Genomic DNA, 26,471 nt, shown 5'->3' on the forward strand with positions numbered 1-26,471 from the left:
CCTCTGCCCCGTCCGTGCCCCGTTCCCGGTGAGGTCCGGAGGGCCCACGGGGTCCCGACACGGGAACGGGGCGGGAGACCGGACGGGCACGGCGGGGCGAGGGCTACGAAGGTCGGCGGTCCCGGCGGGCGGGGGATCCTGATCCGGCATCCGGGATCGGGAGCCGTGTGAAGGAGAACGGGACCGAAGGCGCTCGATCCCGTCGGCGGGCTCGGTGGGGCCAGGACGGTGGTGGGCCCGGGGGCCCGCCACCGGAGAGCGGCCGTGCGCGGGCCGGGTGTGGTCTGGTCGGGCCGGAGGAGACCCGGCACCGGGAGTTGCGCGAGGCGGCGGGGGAACTCTTCGGTCCGGAATGGTTCGGAGGGGGTGCGGGCACGGAGAGAGCATGATCATCCTCACCGAGATCGCGGACGGTCACGGTGTGTGGGCCAGAGTGATTCGGGTACCGCCCGGCGGCCTCGCGGGGGCGAACGAGGGGTTGACTGTGCGTGAACGCGCCAACCACGGCGCTTTCCGCTTTTCCCCTCTCCCCCGTAGGGAATGGAGTGCTCTGCCAGCACCGTCTACTCGTGGGTAGCCGGGGTCTTCCGGCCGGTCCGAGGGCGGGTCGGAACCTTCGTGACCCTGTGTAGGATTCCCTGTGCGTTCGCGTCATTGGGCCACTTTCGTTCGCGATCCACCACCCAGCAACAGCCCCCGTGCGTCCGTGTGCCCTCTTACGGGTTCCGTGCGCTCTGAGGCACGTCTGTTGTGCCCCCGCACGCCCACGGGACCGTACTGAGAGGTAGACATGTCCCCTGACACCGTTGGTCTGGCGCTCCTCCTTCTGGGGGTGCTGCTTCTGATCTCCAAGCTCGTCCGCGTCCGGTGGAAGCTGACACAGAAGCTGTACCTGCCGAGCTCGATCATCGGCGGCGGTATCGCGCTGCTCCTCGGACCCGACCTCTTCGGGCGGGCCATGGGACTGCTGGCCGACCGGGGCATAGCGGAGGGGTTCGCCGAGCGCGCGGCCGAGGGCGGGCTCTTCGGTGTGGACATCATGTCCGTGTGGGCCTCGCTGCCCGGGCTCCTCATCTCGGTGGTCTTCGCCAGCCTCTTCCTGGGCAAACGCATGCCGAAGATGCGTGAGGCGATCGACCTGGCCGGACCCAACCTGTCGTTCGGCATCACCGTGGCCAGCGGCCAGTACGTCATCGGTCTGCTGCTCGCCCTGCTGGTGCTGGCGCCGTTCTTCGGGGTCCCCGTGATCTCGGGCGCGCTCATCGAGATCGGCTTCCTCGGCGGACACGGCACCGCCGCCGGCCTGGGCGACACCTTCGAGCAGGTGGGCTGGGCCGAGGGCCAGGACCTGGCGCTGGGCATGGCCACCATCGGTCTGCTCTCCGGTGTCATCATCGGCATCATCCTGATCAACTGGGGCGCCCGGCGGGGCAAGACGAGCGTGATCAGCTCCGACAACAAGGGCTCCGATCTCGAACAGGCCGGTCTGGTCCAGCGGGAGAAGCGCACCGCCGGATCGATGATGACGATCCACCCGTCGTCCATGGACCCGCTGACCCTGCACTTCGGCCTGGTGGCCCTGGCGGTGATCATCGGTCAGCTCATCCTGTCCGCCCTCCAGTGGGTCGAGCAGCTCGTGTGGGCCGACACCATCGAGATCATGGCCTACGTTCCGCTGTTCCCGCTGGCGATGATCGGCGGCATCATCGTGCAGCTGTTCATCGACCGGTTCGACCGCAACGACATCGTCGACGAGCAGTCGGTGGAGCGCATCCAGGGCCTGTCACTGGACGTGCTGGTTATCGCCGCCATGGCGACCCTGTCGCTCCAGGCCATCGCCGACAACATCGCCGCGTTCGCGGTGCTCTCCATCGCGGGCATCCTCTGGTGCCTGTTCGCCTTCCTGTTCCTCGCGCCGAGGATCATGCCGAACTACTGGTTCGAGCGCGGCATCGGCGAGTTCGGCCAGTCCTTGGGCGTCACCGCCACCGGCATGGTGCTCATGCGCGTGGTCGACCCCGAGGTGCGCACACCCGCCTACCCCGCGTTCGGGTACAAGCAGCTGGTGTTCGAACCGTTCTTCGGCGGTGGTCTGGTCACCGCCGCCGCGATCCCGCTGATCGTCAGCCCGCTGGTCGGACCATGGGGGTTCCTGGCCATCATGGCCGCGACGATGCTGGCCTCGCTCTTCTTCGGCCTGGTGGTGCTGCGGCGCAGGCGCCGCAAGGAGGAGCAGCGGGCGGAGCGGGGCCAGGAGCAGGTTCCGGTCGCGTAGGACCCGATCAGGGGCCCTGGGTCCTGAGCGGGGCATGGGCCGAGGCGGCCCGTGCCCTGGCCGCGATCGACGGGTCCGGATGGTGCTGCCCGAGCATGCGCAGGACGGAGCGCGTGTCCGGGTGCTCGGGCCGCCAGAGCCGGGCGACATCGTCGAGCAGGAACCGGTCGATGCCCTCGGCCGCCTCCGAGACCAGGAAGGACTTCAGTCCCGTCTCACCGAGGCAGGTGGCGGCGGCGAACATGTCGATGGCGGTCCAGTGGCCGAACTCGGAGGTCAGCCTCGCCCGTTCGTTCTCCGAGAGCATGCGCGAGGCCAACAGGACCACCGACGCCAGACTCGCCAGGGTCGGGTCCCCGCTGCGAAGCAGGGCGTACAGCTGTGGTTCCACTCGCGAACTGATGGTGCCCAGCGCCATGGTGGCGTTCCACCGGCGCAGGGCCAGCCCGGGTCCGGAGGAGACGGTGACGATCTCCCGCAGCGCCTGTTCGGGGGTGCGCGAGTCCAGCCACGCCGTGAGGGCGACGAGCTGGCCGTCGAAGGAGAAGTCGGCCAGGGCGTCCAGGAACTCGTCGGCGTCGAGTCGGATGAACTCCTCGGTCAGGGGCGCGGGCCGTTCCTCGGCCAGGATGATCTGCCGGATGCCGAACCGGCCCAGGTCCGTGAGTTCCACCCAGGTCGGTGCCGCGCGGGGGGAGTGCGGGCCTTCGGAGCGGGGCCCGTGCCAGCCCAGGGAGATCGCTCCGGTGTCGCTGAGCTGCCACAGTGCCCGGGTCAGCAGGAGGGTGCTCCATGCGGGGCAGCGGGCGGGAAGGTAGTGCGCCTCGCGGGCGGGCAGGACCTCCTGGGTGACCAGGCGCAGGGGTACGTGCGCGCCGTTGGGCGACTCGTACAGGCGTGCCAGGGTGGTGTGGGGTTCGAGTCTGGCGATACCCCGCAGTGACTGCTCGACGCACGAGTGGAAGGCGAGGGTCCACCAGCGCAGCACCCTGCCAGGGGAGCCGAGCCAACGCTCCAGCTCCGGGGCGGGGCGGGCCTGGCCGGTCTCGCACTCGATCATGCCCAGGTGCTGGGCGGTGCGCCAGGCCACCATGAACTCCTCGGCCTGGGTCACGCAGGTGATTCCCTCGGCCCAGGCCTCGCGTCGTTCCCTGTCTCGGCTGAGGCCCCGCGGCCACAGCCCGAACCTCTCGATGGCCGCGCGTACGTCGTGCGGGTCCGGGACGCCGTCCACGTCCACGGGGGTGACCGGGCCGCACCAGCGAGCGAGGTCGACGGCGGAGCGCAGGAGACGGCTGGACAGGGCTCTGTGGGCGAGTGCCTCGGTGGGGAGGAGGGACACCGGACGGGCCGCGAATCTGCGGTGGGACGGCGCTTCCGGATGGTGGGATGACATCTGTGCCCCCGACTTCTCCTCGCTCTGAGTTTCTCTCACTTTTACAGCGGGAGCGGGGGCCGTGGAGCGTTTTCGGGGACATCGTGGGGAGAACGCAGTCGAAAGGGGCTTTCGGGCGCGGGACAAAGCGGGAAGGTCGGTGGAAAAACCCGGCTTGGGGTTCCGTTAACGATCTGTCCGGGATTGCCTGTCCTGGAATCCTGGAAGCAGCAGTGTGGATTCGCGGGCTCAGCGCAGGTGGGAGGCGCCGTTGACGTCCAGAACCGCCCCCGAGGACCAGGCCGCCTCCGGTGAGGCGAGGTAGCGCACGGCGGAGGCGACCTCCTCCGGCGCGGCCACCCGGCCGAACGGACTCTGCGCCCGGACCTCGTCAGTGAGCCGAGCCGAGACGCGCTCGGTCTCCACGAACCCGGGCGCCACCGATGCCACCGTGATGCCGTGCGGGGCCAGGGCCACCGCCAGCGACTGGCCCAGCGCGTGCAACGCGGCCTTGCTGGCGCCGTAGGCGGGGTGGTCCGGCTCGCCCTTGAAGGCACCGCGCGAGCCGACGTTGACGATGTGCCCGCCGTGGCCCCGGCCGATCATGTTCCGTGCGACCAGGTACGAGAGGTCCGCCGCCCCGAACACGTTGACGTCGACGGTCGTTCGCCAGGCCCGCCGCCACTCCTCGTACGAGGAGTCGGCGACCGGGTGCGCGACGTTCACCGCGGCGTTGTTGACCAGCACGTCCACACCGCCCAGGAGCTCGACCACCTCCTCGACCAACGCCGCCGCGGCCTCGGGATCACGCAGGTCGGCCCCGACCAGCACGTGCCCCTCCCCGGGCAACCCCGCCAGGGTGGCCTCCGCCTCCTCGCGCCGCGAGCCGTAGTGCACGGCGACCCTGTCGCCGCCCTGCGCGAAGGCGGTCGCCACCGCCCTCCCGATTCCCCTGGCGGCACCGGTGACCAGCACGTTGCGACTCATGGAGTGACCCTTCGACGGTGGTAAGGCGTCCCGAGGCTACCGTCCCGGGGTGGGAGACCACCGACCCGCCCCTGGAGGGACGCGGTCCTCTCCGAGGCCGTGAACCAGCCAGCGGCTGACGCCGCCCAACATCGGCGGGCACGGGAACCCGTGCGCCGAGGAGGTGCCGCGTACCGGGGAGTTCAGCGGCCAACCCCCACGGTGCCGAACCGGGCGCGGCGGGCGGCCCTCGCGGCGTCCGGGCCCAACGCCCCCAGGGCGATCGCGTTCAGTACGCTGTCGGCTGCCGGGTGGCCGGAGCGCCACATCAGCCCCGTGACCGCCTCGGGGTCGCGCCAGACCGGGGCGTCGGCGGGCAGCGGCGCGCCCAGTTCCACCCGCAGCGCGTAGGTGTCCAGCATGACCACCACCAGCTGTTCCAGCCGAACACGGCCGGGGTCGTCGCGGGCGTGCGCGATCCAGCCGCCCAGCACGGGGTGGTCCCGGTAGCCCTCCAACACCCCACCCAAGCCGTCCTCCACGCCGTCGAGGAGCCGGAAGACGTCCAGCCGCTGACGCCAGGAGCCGAGTTCGGCGCAGACCTCCAGCAGCTGGCGGGCACCGGTTCGGACACCGCGCTCGGCCATCCAGGCGCGTCCCAGGACCCGCGCGTCCACGGGTCGCCCCTCCCAGAGCTGGAGCAGCAGCTCCCGGGCGGTCATGGCCCCGGTCGGCGGATAGCCGGGCAGGGTGATCCCCCAACGCCGCCACCGGTGGGCCATGCCCTGGTCACCCAGGGGAGTGATGCGCAGTTCAGCGTCGGAGAGGCGTTCCACCGCGCCCACGTGGACCAGCGTCGCCACCGCGGCCACGACCCGGTCCTCCGGGGTCGGGAGCGGCTCCTCCCGGGGCGGCTCCTCCCGGAGCGGCACCGATTCCCCCGACGCCGAGCCCCTCGGTGCCGGGACCGGGGGTGCCGGAGCCGCCGGGGCGGGACACGGGGCGAGAGCCTCCACCAGGTCGGGGACCGTCCACACGCCGCCCGAGGTGAACAGCTCCCCGAGCACGCGGAGTCCGAGCGTGCCGTGCTCCGCCACCATCGCGGGCAGCGCCCGGACCCAGGAGAGGACGACCCGGGCGTCGTCCTCCCAGTTCCGGGCCGCCGCGCCCGGACGGACCTCGGTGTAGGTGGTCCGAAGGAACCCGGCGCGCAGGGCGACCACGAACAGCCGCGCCACCTCCTGGCGGGACAACCCCAGGTGCGCCGAGGCCTCGTCCACGGTGTGGTCGGTGAGGCTCTCCCCCTCGACCCCTTCGGCCAGGGGCAGGCCCGTGCCCACCCATGCGGTCAGGCGCAGCGCCCGCTCCAGGACGGGGCAGGCGCGAGCAGCGGGGGCCGAGTACTCGGCAGGAGCCAGGTGTACTCGAGGGAGGTCCTCCGGCTCCCAGAGCCGCCCCCACCACGGAGCGCCGTCCACGGTCCCCGACCAGGGGGCCTGATCGCGGGGGAGGGGGCGGGCCTCCTCCACCGCCGCGCGCAGGGCCCGGGGACTCTCCTCGGGGCCGAGCAACCCCCTGGCCACGAGGTGGTCGCACCAGGTGAGCCAGGTGGTGCGGAAGTCCTCGGGGAGTGAGCCCCCGGCGGACAGGGTGAGCACGACCCGGGTGACGTCGTCGCGGTCCCAGTCGGTCGGATCGGATCGGACGTGGCCGTGGACGGTGAGGAGCCGGGTGAGGAATCGTGGGTCGACACGACGGGCGGGGCGGGTCTGGTGAGCCCAGTCGAGGCAGGAACGGACGGCGTCGGCGACGGAGGGGGAAACGGTCATGGCGTCCTCGCTTGTCTCCCGGGGGCGGGGGTGGCCGCGTCCCTCGCACCACCGAAAGTGACGCGGCCACGTTTCCATCATCGGAGAATTCACGTTCCTTCGCTGAGGCCTGTGGACAACCCACGTTCGCGGGGTTCGGAGAGGAACGGATGAACCTCCGTGGGGCACAGGGGAAAGCCGTTGGAAAGCCCGCGTCGCTCATGGGGTGGAATACCCCGCACCTGACCGCGGCACGCCGTTCCCGAAGGGGACACCGTCGGCGCCCGCGTCCCGGTTCACGAGCGCCATGGGCATCGGATATGAATCCAGCGCCTTGGGGTCGTCGGACGTGAATCCCTTGTACGTGCCCTCTTCGGCGGCTCGGGCACTCGGGGTGCCCGGTCCGGAGGCCCGGGGCGAAGTTCCGGTGACCGGGGCGGAGCGGCGTCTGGTCCGGTGCTCCGCACCCGGGCGGTGATGATCTGGGCGCGGCGCCCTGACCCGACCCTGCGTGGTTCGTCCGCCTGACCAGCCCCGGCCGCCGTGGTCGACCCGCTCGCCCACGCCCCCTCCACAGGGCTGACACGGCGGGCCCGCGCGGTTGACGGTCGGAGGGTTCCCTAGCGGGCCAGGGCCGCGGTGTCCCTCAACGGGCAGGCCCTGATGCGGGCCAGCACGCTGTCGGCCCAGGGGTGGGCGGACACGGTGCGGACGAACGACTCGGGGTCGTCGTCGACGGGCGGCAGCCCGGCGTCCATCAGGGCCCGCGCGGCCTCCTTCGGCGCACGGCCCGCGAGCCAGCGGTCCAACAGGACCTCCACGTCCACTGGGCGGACCCCCTCCACCAGGTCGAGGAACCCCTTCGCGTCCAGATCGGTCACGGGCGGGACGACCGGCACCTCGACGCCGGACTCGCCCAGGTGCCGTGCGGCGCAGTGGTCGCCCAGGTCGGTGGCCCGGTACCGCTCGGGGCCGACCCTCTCCACGGCGTCGAGGTCGGCCAGAACCTTGAGCGCCCGCAGGACGTGCTGCTCGGGCTCCTCGGAACCGGGAAGGGCGCCGGGGCCGCAGGCGTCGACCAGCTCGGCCGGCGTGCGCGCCCGACCGGACAGGAAGAGTTCGGCCAGCAGCAGGAACGGCGCGGGTCCGGGAAGCGCGGCCATGGTGGTCAGGGCGTCCGCCCAGGCGTGGGCGGCCGTCCCGGGACGGTCCTCGGCCCAGGCGCTCGCCGCTGGACCGGGCAGGGCGTGGAGGTAGGTGGTGCGCACCAGCGCCGCCGAGCGGGCCACGGAGAACAGGAAGCGGATCTCGGCCGGGGTGGTGCCCAGGTCGTCGGCGGCCCGGGCGGTCTCCTCCACACCGAGCTCGTCGTGGTCGGTGCCGGGGCGCAGCAGTCGCCTGGGCGCCACCCAGGCCGACAGCAGGGCGGCCCGGTGCAGGGTCGGGCAGGCGGCGGCCCGGGCGTCCAGTTCGGCCAGCGGCGCGGGTACGTAGGGCAGCAGCGGAGTGGGATCCTCGTCCTCCACGCAGCCCAGTCGCGCCAGCAGTGGTGAGGCGGCGTCGTCCATGGGGTCGCGAACCGTGCGCGGGACGAGGCCCGGCGTCAGCCCGATCCGCTCGATGGTGGCGCGCAGACGGCGCGGGCTCTCCACCGACAGCAGCCCGCCGGAGGAGACCAGGTGGTCACACCAGGACAGCCAGCTGTCCCGGAGGCTGGCGGGCAGGGTGTCCCTGCTTCGCAGGACGGTGGCGACGTCGTGGACGTCGTCCACGGTCCAGTCGCCGGGTTCGTGCGCCCCGGTGTCGCGGTGGACGCTGAGGAGGAGGGCCAGGTCCTCCTTTTCGAGGACGGGCGGGGGGTCGGCTTCGTCGGCCCAGGCGAGGCAGGCGGAGATGGCGGGCAGAATTCGCTCAGTCATGATGTCGTCACCGAACGTTAGGCGGATGGCCGAACCGCACTAGCTTAACCGCGGCAGGTGCTCTCGCATGGGAAAACGTCGAAAACCAGCCCTTCCCTCCCGTGTGCGACCGCTGAATGGGCGCGCCTTTCCCTGGGGTTCGTGGGGGAGCGGTGAAGCGGGGGGAGAAAGGTCGGGCAAAAGCGATGGAATCGTGATCAGGGAGCTTATGGACTGGTTTCGCCGTGCTCTCTCAGGAAATGGCTAATCTCCGTTTCGATGGCCGGAATCGGTCATTTTCTCAGAGGCTGTGATGTTTGGGTGTCGTGAGTCGGGAAGAATCGCCGGAGGCGGCTGGCGGCGACCGACCCCGGGTGAGGGGCCTCGGGTCAGGGTGTCCGCACCGCGGAGTGGGGGTGGACTGACCGCGCACGAGGTTTGTGGATACCCATGGGGAGTACATAGAACGACAAATGCGATAATCCAACTGGATTTCGCACTATACGTCATCCCAGGAGGTCGCCCGCGTGGCACGGAGTACCGACCCGGAAAGACGCCCCGAATGGCCAGACGACATGGACGTCGAAGAGCTCCTCGGGCGGGGGTGGCGGCCCACCCCCTTTCGCGAGTTCATCCTCAAGATCCACAGTCGCTGCAATCTGGCCTGTGACTACTGCTACATGTACGAGATGGCCGACCAGAGCTGGCGATCACAACCCCGCCGGATGGCCCGGCCCACCGTGGACCGGGTCGCCGAACGCATCGCCGAGCACGCCCGGGCCCACGGGCGCGAGCGGGTGGACGTCGTCCTCCACGGCGGGGAGCCGCTCCTGGTCGGACTCGACCACCTCCGACACACCGTCCAGTCCCTGCGCAAGGCCTGCGAGCCCGACGTCCACGTGGCACTGCGGATGCAGACCAACGGGGTCCTGATCGACTCCCACTTCCTCGACCTGTTCGAGGAACTCGGCATCCGGGTGGGGGTGAGCATCGACGGTGCCGAGGCCGACCACGACCGCCACCGCACCCGCGCCAACGGTCGGGGCACCCACTCCGAAGTGCGCGCGGGCATCGAACGGCTCAACGAGCGCGACGGCCGCCTGCTGGCGGGCCTGCTCTCCACCGTCGACCTCGAATCGGACCCGGTCACCACCTTCGAGCACCTGCTGGAGTACGACCCGCCCAGCGTCGACTTCCTCCTGCCGCACGGCAACTGGGACGAACCGCCACCCGGCTGGTCGCCCACCGAGCCGCGCTACGGCGCCTGGCTCGTCTCCGTGTTCGACCGCTGGTACCACTCGACCGAGCGCGAGACCAACATCCGCATGTTCAACGAGATCATCCGCCTCGTCCTGGGCAGTCCCTCACGTACGGAGAGCGTGGGCCTCTCCCCGGCCGCCCTCGTGGTGGTGGAGACCGACGGCGGGATCGAACAGGTGGACAGCCTGAAGTCCGCCTTCGAGGGGGCGGCGAGCACGCCCCTGCACACCTTCACCCACACCTTCGACGACGCCCTCTACCTGCCCGCCGTGGCCGCCCGGCAGATCGGGGCCCGCGCCCTCAGCGCCACCTGCACCGACTGCCCGCTCTCCCGGGTCTGCGGCGGCGGCCTCTACCCGCACCGTTACCGAGAGGGGAGCGGATTCCTCAACCCCTCCGTGTACTGCGCCGATCTGTTCCACCTCATCACCCACATCCACCAGACCGTGGCCGCGGACGTGGCCCGCATCAGGAAAGGGCTCTGAATGTCAGATCCGGTTCCGGAACCGGTGTTCGAGGCGCTGTCCCGTGGCGGCGGCGGAGCCGGGGCCACCGGACACCTGCGCGCCGCCCAGTTCGGCAAGCACCTGCTGTTGCTGCGCCGCGTCGTGGACGCGGCGCGGGGGGCGAGACATCCCGACGCCGATCGTGCCCGGGACGCCTACGACCTGCTCGCCGAAGCCCAGGAACACGCGCCCGGCCGGGTCGCGACCGTGTTGCGCCACCCCACCGTCGGGGTCTGGGCCCGACGGACCGCGCTCGCCCTGGCCGGGCACCGCCCCGAACGGCCGCGGGTGACCGGACTGGCGGCGATCGCGGCCGTCGCCGCCCTGCGCGGCGGGATGGAGGCACGCCTTGAGGTTCCCCTGGACGGCCCCACCGCGCCGCTGCCGTCGCTGGGCCGGGCACTCGTCGGCGTGGAGAGCCGGAGGGTCAGTACGGGACGCGCCCGGTTCGAGACCACCGGAGGCCGGGCCGTGCTGCGTTCCGGGGACGGGCCGGAGGTGACCGTACCCGCGGACCCCCACGAGGACGCTCCCGGCTGGCACGCCCTGCGCCGCATGGTCGCCGAGCACCGGGGGCAGCGCCTCACGCTGCTCCTCGACGACCAGGACCCCGACCGCATGCCGGGTGCCGACCTGGTCGCCCACCGACTCGGCGCCGCCGAACTCGCCCACTGGCGTCGTGACCTGGAGCAGGCCTGGCGACTGTTGGTGGACCACCACTGGACCGTGGCCGCGGAGACCGCCGAAACCGTGGTCACGCTGACCCCCATCAGCGCGCCGGGCGGGCGCACCCACACCAGCGCCACCGCCCGGCACGCCTTCGGCAACCTGGGGCTGTCCACCCCGCCCGGACCGACGCTGCTGGCCCTGACCTTCGCCCACGAGGTCCAGCACGCCAAACTGACCGCCCTGCTCGACCTGGTGGAACTCACCCTGCCCGAGGACGGCAGCCGCTTCTACGCGCCCTGGCGCCCGGACCCGCGCCCCGCCTCGGGGTTGTTCCAGGGGGTCTACGCCCACCTGGGGGTGGCCGGGTTCTGGCGAAGGCACCGACACACCGTCGCCGGGGACGAGGCCGCCCGAGCCCACGCGGACTTCGCGCACTGGCGGCGCTCCACGGCGGACGCGGCCGAGGCCCTGGCCGACTCGGGCAGGCTCACCGCCGAGGGGAAACGCTTCCTGGCCGCCACCGACCGCACCCTGCGAGCGTGGCTGGCCGAACCGGTCCCCGCTCCCGCGGAGGCGGCCGCCGAGTCCGCCGCCCGCACCCACCGGGAGCACTGGCACGCACGCCACGGCTGGCCCGGATCAGGGGGCCGGTCCGGAGCGTAGGGCCCTCAGAGCAGTGGCGGGTCGAAGTCGGCGACCAGGCGGCGGCCCTCACCCGCCGCGCCGGTGAAGGAGTGCTCGCGGCCCAGGGCGCGCAGGAAGCCGGTGAAGGTGTGTTCGGCCATCTCGTCGGCGTCGTCCGTCTCCAGCTCGGCGCGCAGGTCCAGCACCAGGTTGGACGCGCAGGCCAGGGAGCTGGGGTGCTCCTCGCCCAGCAGGGCCCGGTAGCGGCGCAGGGTGCCCCGGCCCAACCGCGTGGCGTTCTTCGCCTCGCCCAGGGCGGCCAGGTCGCTGGCCAGGTTGGTGGCCGCCGCCAGGGTGTAGTGGTGGTTGCGGCCGAGTCTGGCCTCCAGGGCGGTCAGCGCCGACTCGTTCATCGAACGGGAACGCGCCGGATCGCCCATCAACCGGTACAGCAGCGCCACGTTGCTCGTGCAGCCGTGCTTGTACGGGTGGTCGGCCCCGTAGGCCTGCGCGTAACGCATGTCGGTGTCCTCGGCCAGCTCCAGCGCTCCGGCCAGCTCGCCGGTCATCCGCCACAGGTTGGCCAGGCACATGGCCGCGGCCAGGGTGCTCGGGTGGTTGATGCCGTGCAGGCGCAGGTAGCGCGAGTGGGCGTCCTGGCCGAGTTCGAGGGCCTCGTCCAGCTCCCCCGAGAGCCTGCGGGCGATCGCCAGGTCCACCTGGGTGCGCAGCGTGCGGGGGTCGTCCACGCCGAGGTGCTCACGACCGTAGGCGAGGGCGTCCTCACCCAGGTCGCAGGCCTCGGTGTAGTCACCCGCCAGCCGCACCACCTGGGCCAGCCCGGACCAGAACGCCAGCAGCGTGGGCGAGGCCCCGGTCGGGCCGCTGCGTTTGAACAGCATGTAGGCGCGCTCGTGCTTGCTCTGCGCCCCGGCGAAGTCGCTGGTGAGCGCGTGGTCCAGGGCCAGACTGTTCATGGCGCGCAGGGTCGCGGTGTCGTTCGGGCCGAAGGCCTCCTGGTACTGGCGCAGCACCTCCTCGTCGTGTTCGCGGGCCTGCCAGAAGTCCCCGCGCGCCCGGTAGTCCGCGCCCAGCCCGGAGAGCACGGAGAGGGTCTCCGGGTGCGCGTGGCCCAGCGTGCGGCGCATCTTCGGGAGGATCGCCAGGTTGAGGTCGTGCGAGGCGATGTAGCTCCCCAGGTCCCGGAGCCGGTTGGCGTACTTGGCCTGGGCCTCCAGGACGAACGAGTCCTCCTCGCCGGAGTCGGCGGTCCACTTCTCGATGAAGTTCTCCGCGTACCGTCCGGCGGTCTCGAAGTTGCCGGACACGTACAGGAAGTTCAGCATGTTCAGCGCGAAGCGCCGCACCTCGGGCCTGTCCGACTCGGCGACCCCGGCCGGGCGCATGTGGGAGAGCAGTTCGAGGTAGCGCGCCTGGGAGGCGGCGTCGGTGAAGGAGTTCGGGGCCGCCGCGCTGAGCAGGGACCACACCTCGACCCGGATCGACTCCTGGGTGGGCTCGTCCAGTTCCTCGCGCAGCAGTGCCTGGATCAGCCGGTGCACCTGGATGGTCCGGTTGGCCTGGTCGAGGCGGACCAGCGCGTACCGGCCCAGCTGGCCGATGGCCTTGCTCAACCGGATGGGGTCGTCCATCAGGGCGGCCATCTCCGGGCGGATCGGACCGTCGTCCACGGGGAAGAACAGGTCGCGGGGAATGGGCTCGGGGCCGAAGAAGGCGCAGCAGCGCAACAGCTCCATCGCCTCGGGCAGGTTCTCCTTGAGTTTCTCCACGGACAGCTGCCAGGCGGCCGTCATGGGCTTGGGGTACTCCGGAGGCTTGCCCTCGCGCAGCAGCGGGCCGGTGCGCTCGGAGAGCAGCCGCAGGTACTCCTGGGTGGACATGCCGGTCTCGGACTGCAGGGCCCCGGCCTGCTCCAGCGCCAGGGGGAGGTATCCCAGCGCCTCGGACAGCTCGACGGCCTCCGCGGTGGTGATGCCGCGCGGGATGCGCTTCTTGAGGAACTCCACGCTCTCGTGCTCGCTGAACACGTTCACCGGCACGGTCTGGGCGACGCCCTCCCACCGGTGGTTGCGGGTGGTGATCAGCACGTGCCCGGGTCCCTGGGGGATGACCTCGGTGAGTTCCTCGGGCTCGTCCGCGTTGTCGAAGATGAGCAGCCAGCGCGAGTACGGCTCACCCTTGCGCAGGGCCTCCAGGACCGCGTCGGCGGCGTCCTCGACGCCGGTCACCCCCGGACCGGGGAGCCCCAGGTGCGGCGCCAGGTGGGCCAACGCGGAGTCCACGAGGCCGGGCTGGTCGGCCATGATCCACCAGACGAGGTCGTACTCGGCTCGGTAACGGTGGGCGTACTCCACGGCCATGAGGGTCTTGCCGACACCGCCGTACCCGTGGAGCGTGTGCGGGACCACCGGGTCGGAGGGGGAGTGCGGGACCACCGCGGTGACCTGGTTGAGCAGCCCGCCGCGGAGAGCGCTGATCTGCTCGTCGCGGCCGGTGAAGTTCTTGTGGCGCGGCGGAACACGGCCCCACACTTCGGGAAATCTGTTTCCGCCGTGTCCGGCCCCTTCCGGGAAACGGTTCCTGCTCTGGCCCTGGGGGTTCCCTTTGGAAGCGGTCACGCGTTGTCCTCCGGTTTCACATAGGCCCCACCAGAAATTCTTTTCCCCTTGAACGGAAGAAGTCCCGGTGTTGTGTTGTGTCACTACTTGTTGCGTGAGGGATTCGTCAACGTCATCAGAGTAGGCGAAGAGGTTAGGGAAGGACAGGTGTGTGGTAGGAACTTCTGTACGGCGATTCCAAGAACGCCGGGGCGAAAGGGCGGACCCCACCGTCAGTTCGCGGCCGGCCGCACGACGGCGGCCATTATCACGCGGAGGCGAGCACATGGGAGAACACGGGTCCACCGGGGGAACGGCACTGGTGGACGTGGGTGAACTGTCGTTGCGCGACCTGGAGGCGATGGGCGGATCGGCGATCGCCGAGGCGCTGCGCACGGTGCTCGACCCCGGAGAGGCCGGAGCCGAGGTGGTGGCCGGGTTCGTCAACGACCCCGAGTAGCACCGTTCGCTGACGCGACCTCGTCCGTGCGGCGAAAAGGACACAGGAATTTCGCAGGGGCTCGAACCACGCCCTGACCCGTGACACCATGGACAGCGCTCCTCACTGAGGTGCTGTCTCCATTCTCGCTGGCCGGGAGCTGCTTCATGACACGAGCCGCCATCGTCCACGCGCACGGACCGTTCGTCGGGGCGCGGCCCTTCCGCGCCCAGGACCGGCGACACTTTCTCGGCCGCAGTTCCGAAACCGAGGAACTGGTGCGTTCCTGGAGCCGCCACCGGCTCACCGTCCTCCACGGCGACAACGGGGTGGGAAAGACATCCCTGGTCAGAGCGGGGGCCGTGCCCACGCTCACCGACCGCGGCAGCACCGTACTGCCCCAGGGCGAACTCCGCTTCGACCCGGGATTTCCCGCCGCGATACTCCCCGGACAGAACCCCTACAGCCGTGCTCTGCTGGCCCTGTGGAGCCCCTCGGAGTTCCCCACCCACGGCCCCGGCACCTCGATCAGCGACTACCTGCGCACCCACGAGAGCACCGACCGGCAGGGCCTGCCCCGGCCGGTCTTCGCCGTCCTGGACCAGACCGAACTCCTCCTGCGGCGTTCCGTCGCGCCCGAACCGGTGCGCAGGGACTTCCTGGACGAACTGTTCACCGCCGTGGAGCACCGCACCGACCTCCACCTGCTGCTCACCGTGCGCACGCAGCACCTCGACGAACTCCGGCGCCTCGTGGAGAAGCGCGAGGTCGACCACGCCGAGGTGCGACTGACGCCGTTCGCCCCGGGAACCGCCACCGACGTGGTGGCGCGCGCCCTGGCACTGGCGGGTTCACGCACCGCCGCGCGGGACGCCGACCTGCTCGTGGACCAGACCCGTACCGCCCGCGACGCTGGGCCGCGCCCGGGGCCCCCGAAGGACACCGTGGAGCCCGCCCTGCTCCAGTTCCTGGGGCGGGCGCTCTGGGAGAGGGCCAGCGAGTCCGGCGCCGCCCTGGTTCCGGACGCCGACTCCGAGGTCGACCGCCTCCTCACCGAGCGCCTGGCGGGGGTCCTCGCGGAGGTGGCGGACGAACACCTGGTCTCCCCTGAGGTTCCGTACGCCTGGCTGCGCGCGGTGGCGGGGGCCGGCCCCCGGGGAGTGGGCCGACCGGCCTGCGAGGACCCGGACAGCGAACTGACGCCCGGGGTGGTCCACGCCCTGGAGGACCGCCACCTGGTCACCGCCAACCGGGACGGCTCCGCCTACCTGCTGCGCCACCCGAAGCTGGCGGGTCCCCTGGCGTCCCTCTCCCCCTTCGCGCGCGGGCCCTCCACCCCGAGCGGCCCCGATCCCCTGGAGGCCGCCCGCGCCGCCCACACCCGGGGGGAGACGGCGCTGGCCGCCGAGCACGCCCGCCGTGGCCTGGGCGACCGACCGGTGCCGAACCCCAGGGAGCGCGCGCTGCTCACCGCGCTCCTTGGCGACCTCGCGTTCGAGCGCGGCGACCACCTGGCGGCGGCCGCACACTACGCGGACGCAGCCAGGCAGCGCGAGGCGGTCGGCGACGGCGCGGCGGTCTCGCGCCTGCTGGTCGCCGAGGCGCGCAACCGCCTGATGGCGGGCGAGAGGTCGGCGGGGTTGACGGGGGTGGCGGCGGCCGAGGGCCGGGTGCACGCCGACCCCAGCCTGAGGGCCGGGATCGGGCAGGTGCTCTGGCTCGCGGGTCAGGGGAGCTCGGCCCTGGACGTCCTGGAGGGCGCCATGGTGGGTGGCGGCGGGATCACCGAGGCGCGGCGCACCCGCGGGGAGATCCGCGCGGAGCAGCGGGGAACGTCCGGCAAAGGGAGGAACTGAGCGTGGACTCCACCGTCCTGGTCGCCCTGATCACCGGTGTCATCACCGCGATCAGCACCCTGGGGGCCACGGCGCTGTCCGGCTACCGGACCGCGAAGGTCGAGCGCTGGAGGGCGGAGCACACCCTCAAGCGGGAGCGCGAGCAGCGCGAGTACGAGCGGGGGCGGGCCCGGCAACGGGAGGTGCACACACGGCTGGAGGAGGTGCGCGGCAGCGTGTTGCGGCTCGACATCGGCATGCGCAACATCGCCCAGATCCGGATGCACGGTCCTCCCCGCCAGGGTGGCGACGACCTGTCCGACCTCGTGCGGCAGGCCCGGACCGACATCTACGACGCGGTGATCGCGGTCGAGCGCATGCGCGACGTCCTGCCGCCGGACGGTCAGGACCACGTCGACGAGCTGCGTGACGCGGTGGACGAGGTGGTCAACCACGTTCAGGCGCGTACCGACCGGAGCGCCGACCAGGTGCACCGGGATTTGGCGTCGGGTCTTCGGGCGCTGGCCGGGGCGGTTCCGGCGGAGTGGGTGCTGGAGGCGGGAGCGCCCGTGGGGCGGCTCGGGGGCGGGGCTGGTTCCTCCGCGGAGCCGGTCGAGGGGGAGCCGAGCGCAGAACCAGGAGCAGAGTGAAGGAGAGGGTCAGCGCCCCGGTGGCCCCGCACACGAGCAGGACCGTGCCGTGCACTCCCAGGGCCTCCAGCGCGTAGCCCCCGCCCAGCATGCCCGCGGGCAGGGCGCCGCCGCTGAGGAAGCGGACGGTGCCGGTGAGGCGCCCCAGCATCTCCGGTGGGACGTGGGTGGTGTGGTAGGTCGCCACGGTGACGTTCATGTGCGCCCCGACGAACCCGATGCCGCCCCAGACCACGGGCAGCGCCGCCAGGAGCCAGGTGGACCCGGCCCGCTCGGCGCCGACGAGCAGGAGGGTCAGGGCGAGCCACGACCACAGGCACAGCACCACCATCCGGGTGGGGGTCAGCCTGCGCACCAGGACCGGGGCGAGCAGGGCGCCGAGCAGCCCTCCGGCGCCGGTGGCGGCCAGCACCACGCCGAGCAGGAAGGCGGACAGGTCCTCGTCGGTGGCGGTCAGCATGATGATCAGCCAGACCGACTGGAACAGCGCGTTGGTGATGGTGCACACGACCAGTGACCGCAGCAGGAAGCGGTCGGTGCGCAGCAACAGGAAGCCCCCGGCCAGTTCCCGGAGGACACCGTGCCGGGGGCCGGACCGCTGGGGCCTCGGCCGTGACCGGGGCAGCAGCCAGGCGGCCCACAGCCCCAGGGCGGAGACCAGGGTGTCGAAGAGCGCGGGCAGTCCGTGCGCCAGGCCGTACAGGGCTCCGCCGAGGGGGCGGCCGATCATCTGGGTGGCGTCGGTGCGGGCCTCGTTCTTGGCCGCGGCCCCGGCCAGTTCGTCCCGGGGGACGAGGAGTGGGACGGCGGCCGCCCCGGCGGTGGCGTGCAGGGTGCCGCACACGCCGTGCAGGGCGGAGGCCACCGCGAGCAGGACCACGGGTGCGTCGAACACCAGGACCGGGGCGACGAACAGGACGACGCAGGCGATGCGGGCGGCCAGGCCGACGACCATGACGGTGCGCGGGTCGTGGCGGTCCACCACGAGGCCCACGGGGATGTGCAGGACGGTGCGGGGCACCATGCCGGCGGCGGAGATCCAGCCGGCCAGCACCGGGGAGCCGGTGTGGAACAGGGCCAGGAGGGGGACGGCCAGACCGAAGGTCATGGTCCCGAGACCGGCCAGTGCCACACTGCTCCACAGCAACGCGAAATGGCGTCGCCAACGTCCGGTGTCTCGGTTCGGAAAGGTCTCCCCAACACAGGGTTCCGTTGTTGACATCGTTCTCAATGCAGATGGAAAACGTGAGTGCCGAAAACCCCGCAAGGGGTACTGGGATGGCGAATCCGAATGCCACAGGCCCTGTGGTGGAGGGCTTGTACTGAACCGATCGGTGTGGTCCACGCGGTTCTGAAGGTCCCGGTTCATGCTATCCGGAAAAGCGTGCCGCCTCGGCCTGTTGGTGTTCAAGATGAGCGTCTGAGTCGCAAGTGTCAACAGTGAAAAGGGTGATTGGTCGTTTTATCCCGTTTCCTCCGATCGACCTCAACCGCGGTCGAGGTCGCACACCGCTGGAGAACCGGTCCGACCCTGGGAGCACCGTGCCCGACCCCACCTTCCCAGCGCTCCCGCGCCGACGCCCTGCCGACGACCGTAACGCCCGGCCGCGCACTCTACGTTCCGACGGATCGCCCCACGTGGTCCCACCGGTGTGGTTCGTGCACCTGGGGGAGCGATGGCGGATCGGGGGGCGTCCACCGCCTCCGTCAAGGCGCGCGACGCGCTGCGCGACCCCAGGGTGTCCCGGGCCTGGAAGACGCGCCCGTGGTCGCCCAAGGAGACGGCGACCGTCCACGACCACTTCCCCGGACGGTGTCCTGACCATCCTCCGCGACCGCTGCCACCGGGACCCGGGCACCCCCGGTGGCAGGGACACCCGCCGCTCCCTGGCGGAGGTCGGCGTCACCAGGTGGCCGATGGTCGGTGCCGCACCCGAGACCACCCTCAGCCCGGAGAGCACCCCGACCCCAGGGGTCGCGCGCGACACCTCGACGAACCCGGAGCGCGTTGACCCTCCGGGCGTCGGTGGAGGCGAGCAGCCCCCGGCGCCACATCGGCCTCCGTGGCCGCACCGAACCCCCGGGCGCGTCGGACCCCTGGAACGCGTGCGTTCGTCCGCTGCCCCACACTCGCCCCCACACCGCTCTCCGGAAGCTCCAAGGGGGTGGTGCCAGTCCCCTCGACCGAACCGGCGCGCACGTCCCTGGCCCGGAGGTCTAGCCGCTCAACACCCGGGCGACCCGGTGGGCCTCGGTGGGGTCGGGGCACTCCCATCGCCGGACCAGCCGTTCCACCGCCGCCCGCGGCACCGGCGCGGACCTGCGGCCCATGCGTTCGCGCAGCACCTGGGGCGGTGCCTCCAACGCCACGATCTCCACCCGGGCCCGGTAGTCGGCCGCCAGGGACACCGACCGCCCGCGCAGGTCGCGTGACACGTGGGTGGCGTTCCACACGAACGACCTGCCCGCGCGCAGGTGCTCGCGGGCGCGCTCGGTGGCGGCCGCGGCCACCGGGCGCTGGTCGGCGGTGGGACGGACCCCCAGTTCCGTGCGGAGCGCGTCCAGGCTCACCACCGGCAGGTCAGGGCGGTTCTCCCTGATCCAGTGGTCCTTGCCAGCTCCGGGCAGACCGGACATCACCGTCACGGTCATCCGGGTGTCGTCGTGCGCCGCGTAGTCGGGATCGCGGTCGGGCCTGCGGAAGAACCAGAACCGCGCGTGGTCGGAGGGAAAGGCGCGCGGTGTGTCCAGGCAGCGCTGCTCGGCGCAGTACTCGCCGTACAGTCCGATGTTGTCCAGCACCTCCGAGGCGTCTGCGCAGTGGCGCCCGAGGATGTCGGCGGTGGCCAGCACGACCAGGTCGTCGTTGCGGGCCAGCAGGCTGGCCCGGAAGGCGATCTGGCGCAGGTCCGGGCGTTCCAGAGCCCAGAACGGCACCTGGTGGTGGCGGACCAGCGCGGCCACGTGCTCACGCCACCCGATCGGGGCCCCGGACTCCCAGAGGATCCGGCGGGCCAGGAGGTCACCGCTTCGGGAGTGCCCGTGGGCGGTCACCCGGCCGTCCCCGTCGCGCCGGGTGCACAGGGGTTTGGCCACGTCGTGCAGGAGCACTGCCGCAAAGAGGCGGACCCGCTCCTCGGCGGGCCGGGCACGCCACTCGGGCAGTTCGGAGAGCGCCTCGCACGCCATGCGGGTGTGCACCTCCACGTCCCCCTCGGCGTGGTGGACCGGGTCCTGCTCCACCCCGGCCAGGTCCCGCACCCACGGGAAGGCCTCCCGCACCCGCTCCCAGTCCAGGCCCCAGTACGGCGGAGCGGGGCAGAGCTCATCGAACGGTCGCATACAGCACCTCCGGATCGGCCAGCGAGTTGGCGATCAGGGGCCGGTCCAGCCAGTGGGTACCCGCGTCCAGGATCGCGGAGGTGAACTCCGCCCGCACCCACTTGTACCGGTCGACCGTGTGGTCGCCCTCCTCGACCTTGACGTACAGCCCCTCCATGAGGTCGGAGTCGTCCGTCTCGGCCAGAGCCCGTTCGGGGTCGGCACCACCGACCCCGGCGGCCTCGGTCAGTGCCGCCCGCCACCCGGGGGTCCGGAACGTGGAGGTCCCCAGCAGCGCGGTCAGCTCCGTGAGCGAGGCCAGCGGCCCCTCGTGCAGCACGGGCACCGACACCACCGGGGTCCCGGCCAGGAGTCGCCTCCTGCGCGGCGTGGACAGGAACGTCCCGTCGCGGGTGTCCAGCACGTCGAACTCACAGAAGTAGTGCGGCAGCGCGTCGTAGTACACGGTGTGCCGGGCGTACAGCCACTCGCCGTAGAGCACGTACCGGTCCTCCAACCGGGGCCACAGCGCGGGCGCCACCGCCGCCGCCCAGGCCTTGAACGGTGCGAACTGGCGCTCACGGGGGCCGCCGGTCAGGTAGTGCCCCCGGCTCTGGAGCCGCAGCACGCCGTCGGGACCGAAGCTGATCCCGGAGTTGGCGCCGTCCAGTTTCTCCTCGACGACCAGGTGCCGTCCGGCCAGGTGCGCGAACGGCTCGGCCGACAGGTCGTGGTCACCGTGCTGGAGCCGCGACCCACGGATGTGCCGTGTGCGGGGGTACTTGCGAAGCATGTGACGGTTGTACACACCCGACGGACCCCGGAGCCAGCGGTTTTCCGGCCCGAGCCCTCAGGTCAGTCTGGAGCGGGTTCCCAGGGAGGCGGCGTCGGCGGCGGCGCGGCCCTCGTACCAGCCCTCGGGGCTGGAGGGTCCCCGGACCCGGGACGAGGTCAGCGCTCCGAAGGCCTCGTCCACGGCGGCCTCCACCGCCTTCTCCCGGGCGGCGAACACCGGGACGAGGTCGGTACCGGTCTCGGCGGTGACCGCCTCCTCGGCGGCGCGCGCCGACTCGCTGAGGCGTTCGCCCACCCGGACCGCGAACGCGGACATGAACGACGCCCGGAAGTCCTTGCGCGCCCCGCGCCCGGAACGGTCCCGTTTCGAGCCGCTCACCCGCATCGCGGCTTCGGCCTGCACAAGCAGGGACGTGTACAGCAGGTCCACCGCCTCCACGTCGCCGGGGAACCCCATCACGGTGCTCAGGCCCAGTTCCCGGTGCCACACGGCACGGCAGTGGTTGGCCTCGGCGACCTCGGTCAGGAGCACGGCCCGGTGCTCGTCGTAGGGCGAGTCAACGGGGAGTCTGCGGGCCGAGGCGGCCTCCGGCTCCTCGGGGTCCTGCGCCACAAGGGCGAGGTCGATGCTGTGCCGGGCCATCATCTCCTGGGCCCGGGCGGTCAGCGCCTCGGCCTCCGACGGGAACTCGGTGGACTCGGCCTTGGCCAGCAGCGCCCGAACGCGCTGGAGTCGTCCCCGGTCCACCGGAGCGGAGGTGTGCACACCCGGCCGGAAGGTGCCCGGAGGCGGTCCCAGACGGCGCATCGGCGGCAGCACGCGCAACACGGCCAGGAGACGCAGGACCACCTCGACCGCCTCGAACCTCAGCAGGCCGTGCTCGGTGCCCAATCGGGTCAGGTGCTGGTCACCCGTGCCGGGGGCGGTCGCGCCCAGGGCGCGCACCTGCTCGGTCCAGCGCGGGTCCACCGTGGCGGCGGAGTGGCGTTCGAGGTCGGCGGTGACGGCCTCGGCGCACACGGCCGCGGCCAGCGCGCCGGACTCACGGGACACGTGCCGGACCGTCTCCGTGGGCTGCCAGCCGCGCGCCCAGGCGTCGGCGATCGCGAAGAGCAGGGTGTCGAAGAGCGCGCGTCCCGCCGCCCCGGCCCAGGCGGGGTCCTCGGCGTCGGCCAGCCGGGCCGCCGCGAGGTCCACGCCGCCGCCCTCCTGCCCGCGCACGAGCGCCTCTACAGCTCCGGTGACCACCTCCACGGGTGTGTCCGAGGGACCTGGCCCGGCCCACTCGGCCTCGGCCCGCGCGTCGCCGCGTCTGCGGCCCTTCCTGCCCACGGTGGTACTCCCGGTTCGAGAAACTGTCGGGCCCTGCGGCCGTGCGGCCCCCTCCGGGCCGACTGGCCATCCTACCGGCCAGCGGTGGCCTGCGGATTCGGCGGTGGGGTGGGGGAGCACACCCCCGCCGGCCCCGCGGACCGCCCCGGGCCGGTCGGGGAGTGATCGCACCGCGGGGCGCGGACCGACCGGAACTTCCGGGTGGCGGTCCGCCTCGTGGAGGTGGTCAGCGGGCGGTCGTTCGCCGACCGGCTCGACGAACGGGTGCTGGTCCCGCTCGGCCTGACCGTCGGCACCCGGATCGCCGCGCCGGAGGGGCACAGCCCGCCCCTGCCGGGGCCCCGAGTCCGGGACACGGGGCGGCCCCGGCACGGGCGGTGTGACGCGTCAGGGCTTGCGGGCCACTCCGCCGTAGTGCGCCACCTCGCTGATCCGGCCGACCTCGGCGGGGTTCGGCCGCCAGAAGGGGACGGAGACCACCCCGGGCTCCAGGAGCTCCAGCCCGTCGAAGAACCGGCCGATCTCCTCCGGGGTGCGCAGGTGGATGGGGAGCGCCGCGTTCTCGTTCCAGACCGCGGCGGAGTCGACGATCTGTTGGCTGGTGTCGGTGCTGTCGCACAGGGCCAGGAAGCTGCCCGAGGGCAGGGCGTCCACGTAGGCGCGGGCCAGCGCGTAGGTCCGCTCGTCGGCGGGGAAGTGCCCGAGCGTGCCCATGATGTTCAGCCCGATCGGCTGGCTGAAGTTCAGGTGCTCGCGGGCCTCGGCCAGCAGCGCCTCCGGGTCGAGCAGGTCGGCGTCGATGTAGTGGGTGGCGCCCTCGGGGGTGCTGGTCAGGAGTGCGCGCGCGTGGGAGAGCACCATCGGATCGTTGTCGACGTAGACGATCCTGGAGTCGGGCGCGACCCTCTGGGCCACCTCGTGCGTGTTGTCGGCGGTGGGTAGTCCGGTACCGATGTCCAGGAACTGTCTGACGCCCTCCTCACGGGCCAGGTGGGTGACCGTGCGGATGATGAACTGCCGGTCGGCGCGGGTGAGTTCGACGATCTCGGGGAAGGAGCTCGCGACCTGCTCTCCCAGCTCGCGGTCGACCGGGTAGTGGTCCTTGCCGCCCAGCCAGTAGTTGAACACGCGGGCGGAGTGGGCGACGGTCGTGTCCAGGGGGGCGGTGCTCGGGGTGTCCGTCATGGGGGCCTTCCGGTGAGGCGGGGCTGTCACGAGTCAGGCGCAGTATCCTGCCCCGCCGCCCCTGCGAGCAACCCACATCCCTTTGTTCCCAGGGGTTCGCGGGTTCCGGCGGTGCTCTGCGCCGCCGCTTCGGCAGCCAGTCCGATTCCTCCCGAACCGTCCTGCGGAGGGGGCCGGTGCCCGACGCCGAAAGGCGCCCCTTTCCTCACGGAAGCGACCCGGAAACATGCGGCGCCTAGCGTCGTCCCCACCGCAGCCACCGAGGAGTCTCCATGCGTCACGGAACAGGGTCCACGGGCGATGACGCGGCGGGGGCGGCGGGCGCCGCGCGCTGTCCGTACACCGCGCAGACCGCCCTCTCCCCCCAGCAGGACGGCGACCGCGGTCTGGCGCGCGGAGAGGAACCGCCCTGGGAGCAGCTGCGCTCCCGACACGGAGGGCTGGTGTCCGTGGAGGTCTCGCCCGGTGTCCCCGGCTGGCTTCTGCTCGGCTACAAGGAGAACCTCCAGGTCCTGCGCGACCAGACCCACTTCTCCGCCGACCCGCGCCCCTGGAACGCCAGCGGGGCGGCGCCCGTGCGCGGGGCGGCCCTCAGCCACGACGGCGACGAGCACCTGCGCCTGCGCCAGCCGATCGTGGACGCGCTGGCCTCCGTCGGCACCCAACAGCTGGTCCCGGTGGTCCAGCGCGCCGCCGTACACCTGATCGGACGGGTCGAGTCGGCGGGCGCCGCCGACCTCATCGGCCAGTACGCGGCGCCCCTGCCCGCTCTGGCCCTCAACGAACTCCTCGGGCTGCCCGACTCCTACGGGCACCTGCTCGCCGACCTCGGCGCCAACCTGTGGAGCGGCGACCCGGACAGAGCCGCCACCGCCGCACCCGCCGTGCGCGCCTACTTCCGGGGGCTGGTGGCCCGCAAACGCGCGGAGCCGGGTCGGGACCTCACCTCCTTGATCCTGGAGCACCCGCACGGGCTGACCGACGACGAGGCCGTCGAGGCGCTGCACCTGCTGTGGGCGGCGGGCCACGAACCGACCACCCACCTCATCGGCAACGCCCTGCTCAGGCTGATCGAGGACCCCGGAGTGTGGACCGCCTACCTCGGCGGCACACTCACACCGGAGGACTTCGTCGACTACGTCATGTGGACCGAACCCCCGGTCAGCGTGCTCGCCGGGCGCTACGCGACCACGGACATGAGGTTCGCGGGGGCCCGGATCAGGCGGGGCGAGCCGCTGCTCTTCGGGTTCGGCTCCGCGCACACCGACCCCTCCGTCTCCGGTGACACCGCCGACTCCGTGGCCCTGCTGGCGGGGAACCGCGCCCACCTGTCGTGGGGCGCCGGCGCCCACCGCTGCCCGGCCACCGCCTTCACCCGGGAACTGGTGCGCACCGCCATCGACACGGCGCTGGACCGGATGAGGGGCATGGTCATGGCGGTCGAACCGGCCGGACTGCGGTGGCGCCCCGCACCCGGAGTGCACGGGCTGGTGGAGCTGCCCGTGTGGTTCACCCCGACCGGGGAGCGCGAGCAGTCCGGAGCCCGGCCCGAGCCCCGCGAACCGGTCATCAGGCGCAGGAGCCGCCGCAGGACGCGCCTGCCCGCCGCTCAGGGCGCCCGATACCAGGCACCCTTCGCCGAGAAGCCGCACGTCCCCGACCCCCTCGAACAACTTCTGGAGGCCTGGAACCCCCGGAGCTGAGCCCCCGAGGCCGTCCTTCAACCGAACCTCAGCCGCCCTCGGGGTCCACCACGACCAACTCGGGGTGGACGCTCCCCGGATCGTCCAGAATCGGCTGGTCGCCGCCGCGCAGGTGATGGTCGAAGTAGGCGAAGGCGTAGCTCCGCACCAGGTCGACCCCGTGCTCCACCGGGAGGTCGCCGAACTGCCTCCGCCAATCCTCCGGGGTCATCGTGTCCCGCACCCCGAGCTGTTCCATGAGCACGCCCCGGTCCAGGGCGGTGGAGTGTCCGGAGTCGGTGACGCGGATCCACTGGCGCCAACCGGTCAGACCGGCCCAGCGCTCCTCCCAGCCTTCCCATGGGTGTCCCTGACCGTTGGCGAGCAGAGCCAGGGGCTTGTCGATCTCCGCCTCCAGCTGCGCCGGGTAGTAGGGGCCGTCCAGGTTGAGCCCGGCTTCCACGCGCTCCTCGGTGGCCAGCGTCTGGGCGGTGGCGGCACCGCCCCAGGAGTGGCCCACCATGCCGGTCCGGTCGGTCGCGACGAGCTCGGACCAGCGCCAGGCCTGACCGCCCTCCAACTCGTCCAGGAGGAAGGAGACGTCGTCGGCCCGGTTGACCGCGCCCTCCTCCCACTGCTCGGTGGCGCAGGCCCCGCACCACTCCACGAGGCCGTCGGGGAACTCCACCGGGTTTGCCTCGTGGCGGTGGTCGATCCCGGCCACCGCGAAACCGCGGCTGGCCAGGTCCTCACCGAGCGAGGACATCCAGGTGCGCGAGACCCCGGCTCCGGTGGAGATCACCACGAGGGGCAGACCGCGGTCGGTGCGTACCGGGGCGACGTCCGCCACGGAATGGGTACGCACCCTGGCCAGGGTGTCGGCGGGCAGGTGGTCGAATCCCGCCTGCGCGAGAATCGCCGCGGACTCGGCCCCGGTCAGGTAGGGGGCCGCTCGTCCGGCGTCGGTGCGGGCCGGGTACCACAGTGTCACCATGATCTCCCGGTCGCCTCCGAACCACGGGTCCTCGCGGTCGGTGTCCACCAGGTGCAGGTCGGTGGTGCCCACGGGTGCGGGGCCGGTGGGTTCGGGCAGAGCGGCGGTGGGCGGGCGGTCCCGGTCGGTCGAGGCGGCGGCCGGACCGGCGGCGAGGGTGCCGCCCAGGGTCAGGGCCAGGGCGCAGGCCAGGCTCAGGGGCGCGGACGGTCGCCGGGCGGCGGGCCGGGCGCGTGCG

17 protein-coding genes are annotated in these 26,471 nt (G+C 72.2%); 6 read left to right on the forward strand and 11 right to left on the reverse strand.

The features are described 5' to 3' along the window. Window positions 1-790 precede the first annotated feature (790 nt). Complete coding sequence (locus ADX84_RS20270) at window positions 791-2,275, forward strand: sodium/glutamate symporter (protein WP_049577810.1); 1,485 nt, start codon at window positions 791-793, stop codon at window positions 2,273-2,275. Window positions 2,276-2,282: 7 nt separating this feature from the next. Here ADX84_RS20270 and ADX84_RS20275 read toward each other — a convergent pair whose 3' ends face one another. The 4 genes from ADX84_RS20275 to ADX84_RS20290 form a co-directional block, all read right to left on the reverse strand. Next, window positions 2,283-3,617, reverse strand: a complete 1,335-nt coding sequence (locus ADX84_RS20275; protein ID WP_234004093.1) for a hypothetical protein — start codon at window positions 3,615-3,617, stop codon at window positions 2,283-2,285. Window positions 3,618-3,899: 282 nt separating this feature from the next. Beyond that, window positions 3,900-4,637: an SDR family NAD(P)-dependent oxidoreductase gene (locus tag ADX84_RS20280; protein ID WP_049577816.1), complete on the reverse strand. Its 738-nt coding sequence runs from the start codon at window positions 4,635-4,637 to the stop codon at window positions 3,900-3,902. A 182-nt stretch (window positions 4,638-4,819) separates the two neighbouring features. Beyond that, on the reverse strand, window positions 4,820-6,445 hold the full coding sequence (locus ADX84_RS20285; RefSeq protein WP_049577820.1) for a hypothetical protein: 1,626 nt from the start codon (window positions 6,443-6,445) through the stop codon (window positions 4,820-4,822). A gap of 599 nt (window positions 6,446-7,044) precedes the next feature. Further along, window positions 7,045-8,343 (reverse strand): hypothetical protein, encoded by a 1,299-nt coding sequence (locus ADX84_RS20290; RefSeq protein WP_049577823.1) that lies wholly within the window; start codon window positions 8,341-8,343, stop codon window positions 7,045-7,047. 554 nt (window positions 8,344-8,897) lie between these two features. Between ADX84_RS20290 and ADX84_RS20295 the strand changes: the two genes are divergently transcribed. Together ADX84_RS20295 and ADX84_RS20300 are read left to right on the forward strand one after the other, a co-directional pair. Further along, window positions 8,898-10,067 carry an FxsB family cyclophane-forming radical SAM/SPASM peptide maturase gene (locus ADX84_RS20295; RefSeq protein WP_049577827.1) on the forward strand — a complete coding sequence of 390 codons (1,170 nt, stop codon included), beginning with the start codon at window positions 8,898-8,900 and terminating at the stop codon, window positions 10,065-10,067. Beyond that, a complete protein-coding gene (locus tag ADX84_RS20300) occupies window positions 10,068-11,420 on the forward strand; it encodes an HEXXH motif domain-containing protein (RefSeq protein WP_049577830.1) in 1,353 nt (450 codons plus the stop codon). A gap of 5 nt (window positions 11,421-11,425) precedes the next feature. Here the strand turns inward: ADX84_RS20300 and fxsT are convergent, their stop codons facing one another. Then, window positions 11,426-13,933 (reverse strand): FxSxx-COOH system tetratricopeptide repeat protein, encoded by a 2,508-nt coding sequence (gene fxsT, locus ADX84_RS20305; RefSeq protein WP_049577833.1) that lies wholly within the window; start codon window positions 13,931-13,933, stop codon window positions 11,426-11,428. 352 nt (window positions 13,934-14,285) lie between these two features. Here fxsT and fxsA point away from each other — a divergent pair, with 352 nt between their 5' ends. Continuing rightward, window positions 14,286-14,459 carry an FxSxx-COOH cyclophane-containing RiPP peptide gene (fxsA, locus tag ADX84_RS25720; protein WP_017544888.1) on the forward strand — a complete coding sequence of 58 codons (174 nt, stop codon included), beginning with the start codon at window positions 14,286-14,288 and terminating at the stop codon, window positions 14,457-14,459. Between the two features lie 146 nt (window positions 14,460-14,605). Further along, window positions 14,606-16,294 carry a hypothetical protein gene (locus ADX84_RS20310; RefSeq protein ID WP_049577837.1) on the forward strand — a complete coding sequence of 563 codons (1,689 nt, stop codon included), beginning with the start codon at window positions 14,606-14,608 and terminating at the stop codon, window positions 16,292-16,294. A 426-nt stretch (window positions 16,295-16,720) separates the two neighbouring features. On the opposite strand, the gene ADX84_RS20315 is transcribed toward ADX84_RS20310, so the two are convergent. The 5 genes from ADX84_RS20315 to ADX84_RS20335 all read right to left on the reverse strand — a co-directional run bounded on the left by ADX84_RS20315 (window position 16,721) and on the right by ADX84_RS20335 (window position 23,557). Continuing rightward, window positions 16,721-18,055, reverse strand: coding sequence for an MFS transporter (locus ADX84_RS20315; protein WP_234004095.1), 1,335 nt, complete (start codon window positions 18,053-18,055; stop codon window positions 16,721-16,723). Window positions 18,056-19,140: 1,085 nt separating this feature from the next. Further along, entirely contained in the window at window positions 19,141-20,265 is a 1,125-nt protein-coding gene (locus ADX84_RS20320; RefSeq protein WP_049577844.1) for an AAA family ATPase, read from the reverse strand. Next, the gene (locus ADX84_RS20325) at window positions 20,249-21,037 is read right to left on the reverse strand and encodes an RNA ligase family protein (protein WP_049577861.1); all 789 of its coding nucleotides are present in this window, start codon (window positions 21,035-21,037) and stop codon (window positions 20,249-20,251) included. Before ADX84_RS20325 ends, ADX84_RS20320 begins: the two co-directional genes overlap by 17 nt. A 57-nt stretch (window positions 21,038-21,094) precedes the next feature. Next, window positions 21,095-22,372, reverse strand: coding sequence for a DUF2786 domain-containing protein (locus ADX84_RS20330; RefSeq protein WP_049577847.1), 1,278 nt, complete (start codon window positions 22,370-22,372; stop codon window positions 21,095-21,097). 387 nt (window positions 22,373-22,759) lie between these two features. After that, on the reverse strand, window positions 22,760-23,557 hold the full coding sequence (locus ADX84_RS20335; protein ID WP_049577852.1) for an SAM-dependent methyltransferase: 798 nt from the start codon (window positions 23,555-23,557) through the stop codon (window positions 22,760-22,762). A 272-nt stretch (window positions 23,558-23,829) separates the two neighbouring features. On the opposite strand from ADX84_RS20335, the gene ADX84_RS20340 reads away from it, so the two are divergent. Further along, window positions 23,830-25,260, forward strand: coding sequence for a cytochrome P450 (locus tag ADX84_RS20340; RefSeq protein ID WP_049577855.1), 1,431 nt, complete (start codon window positions 23,830-23,832; stop codon window positions 25,258-25,260). 28 nt (window positions 25,261-25,288) lie between these two features. On the opposite strand, the gene ADX84_RS20345 is transcribed toward ADX84_RS20340, so the two are convergent. After that, window positions 25,289-26,471: acetylhydrolase (locus tag ADX84_RS20345; RefSeq protein WP_049577858.1), on the reverse strand; the 1,183-nt coding region annotated here is incomplete at its 5' end.

The organism is Nocardiopsis sp. SBT366, from assembly GCF_001083815.1.
In the GTDB taxonomy this organism is placed as follows: Bacteria; Actinomycetota; Actinomycetes; order Streptosporangiales; family Streptosporangiaceae; genus Nocardiopsis; species Nocardiopsis prasina.

Coding starts and splice junctions, on each gene's coding strand:
- ADX84_RS20270 (WP_049577810.1), top strand. CDS start 791: ATGTCCCCTGACACCGTTGGTCTGGCGCTCCTCCTTCTGGGGGTGCTG.
- ADX84_RS20280 (WP_049577816.1), bottom strand. CDS start 4,637: ATGAGTCGCAACGTGCTGGTCACCGGTGCCGCCAGGGGAATCGGGAGG.
- ADX84_RS20285 (WP_049577820.1), bottom strand. CDS start 6,445: ATGACCGTTTCCCCCTCCGTCGCCGACGCCGTCCGTTCCTGCCTCGAC.
- ADX84_RS20290 (WP_049577823.1), bottom strand. CDS start 8,343: ATGACTGAGCGAATTCTGCCCGCCATCTCCGCCTGCCTCGCCTGGGCC.
- ADX84_RS20295 (WP_049577827.1), top strand. CDS start 8,898: ATGGACGTCGAAGAGCTCCTCGGGCGGGGGTGGCGGCCCACCCCCTTT.
- ADX84_RS20300 (WP_049577830.1), top strand. CDS start 10,068: ATGTCAGATCCGGTTCCGGAACCGGTGTTCGAGGCGCTGTCCCGTGGC.
- fxsA (WP_017544888.1), top strand. CDS start 14,286: ATGGGAGAACACGGGTCCACCGGGGGAACGGCACTGGTGGACGTGGGT.
- ADX84_RS20310 (WP_049577837.1), top strand. CDS start 14,606: ATGACACGAGCCGCCATCGTCCACGCGCACGGACCGTTCGTCGGGGCG.
- ADX84_RS20320 (WP_049577844.1), bottom strand. CDS start 20,265: ATGCGACCGTTCGATGAGCTCTGCCCCGCTCCGCCGTACTGGGGCCTG.
- ADX84_RS20325 (WP_049577861.1), bottom strand. CDS start 21,037: ATGCTTCGCAAGTACCCCCGCACACGGCACATCCGTGGGTCGCGGCTC.
- ADX84_RS20335 (WP_049577852.1), bottom strand. CDS start 23,557: ATGACGGACACCCCGAGCACCGCCCCCCTGGACACGACCGTCGCCCAC.
- ADX84_RS20340 (WP_049577855.1), top strand. CDS start 23,830: ATGCGTCACGGAACAGGGTCCACGGGCGATGACGCGGCGGGGGCGGCG.